This is a genomic window from Mucilaginibacter sp. P4_E8, from assembly GCF_056401495.1.
The window spans coordinates 1-952 of the sequence record NZ_JBFUJG010000417.1 but is presented as its reverse complement, the minus strand read 5'-3'; the positions used below and the strand labels follow the sequence as shown (position 1 = coordinate 952).

The window sequence follows — 952 nt, the reverse complement described above, 5'->3', positions numbered from 1 at the left end:
GCCGACCATACAAAGATCCCCGCGTTCCATAAAAAGTCGCCACTTTGGATAAAGGTTTTGGCGATCTCCAGCGTGGGTTTCTCGGTAAAGGTTTTAACCTTATGAAAATCATGATTGATCACATGATCAGCATATTGAATATAACCATAACCGGTATCGGGCCTGGAGGGTTTAATACCCAGGGTGATCAGGCAATTACTGGCTGCAGCGGTTTGCAGGGATTTTTCAATTGCGCTTACAAAGGCATCCTCATCCAGGATCTGCTGGTCTGAGGGAGCCACCACGATGACAGCATCAGGGTTCAGGCTTTCTATTTTAAAACAGCCATAAGCCACACAGGGTGCGGTATTACGCATCACCGGCTCGGTTAATATCTGACCTTCGGCCATGTCTGGCAGTTGATTTTTTACCAGTTTGGTATAATTATCATTGGTTACTACGTAAATATTTTCTTTTGGGCAAACCTTCAGGAAGCGTTCATAGGTGTTTTGAATCAGGGTTTTGCCGGTTCCAAGTATATCTATAAACTGTTTGGGATGCGATGAGCGGCTTATAGGCCAGAATCGGCTGCCAATACCACCTGCCATGATAATCGCATAGTTATTTTTGTTCATGTGTTTCAAAGGGGGCTAATACAAGGTAAATGCTTTTATATTGATGATTAAAGAACATGGTTACTTTCCACATCGTAGAATACGCTGACTAAAAAACCACGGCTAAAATACATTATACATCTCAATTTTACTGTAATTATATCCATGAATGATTCAATTTTACCTATAAAAATAAAAACAGGTAGAAAGACAGATATATCCTGAGATTAACCATGATTAAAGATGCTCACTCAAACGCTTCATCAAAAAGTCAATGCTCAGAGAGTGCCATAAAGTTTGTATTACAAACAAATAAGTGACCCTAACCAGGTTAAGATCACTTTAATTTCATGCAGCCT

1 protein-coding gene is annotated in these 952 nt (G+C 40.2%); it reads right to left on the bottom strand.

The features are described from left to right. A partial coding sequence (locus AC1DRQ_RS31845) for a mannose-1-phosphate guanylyltransferase (protein ID WP_477430204.1) occupies positions 1–614 on the bottom strand: 614 nt, incomplete at its 3' end. Positions 615–952 lie beyond the last annotated feature (338 nt).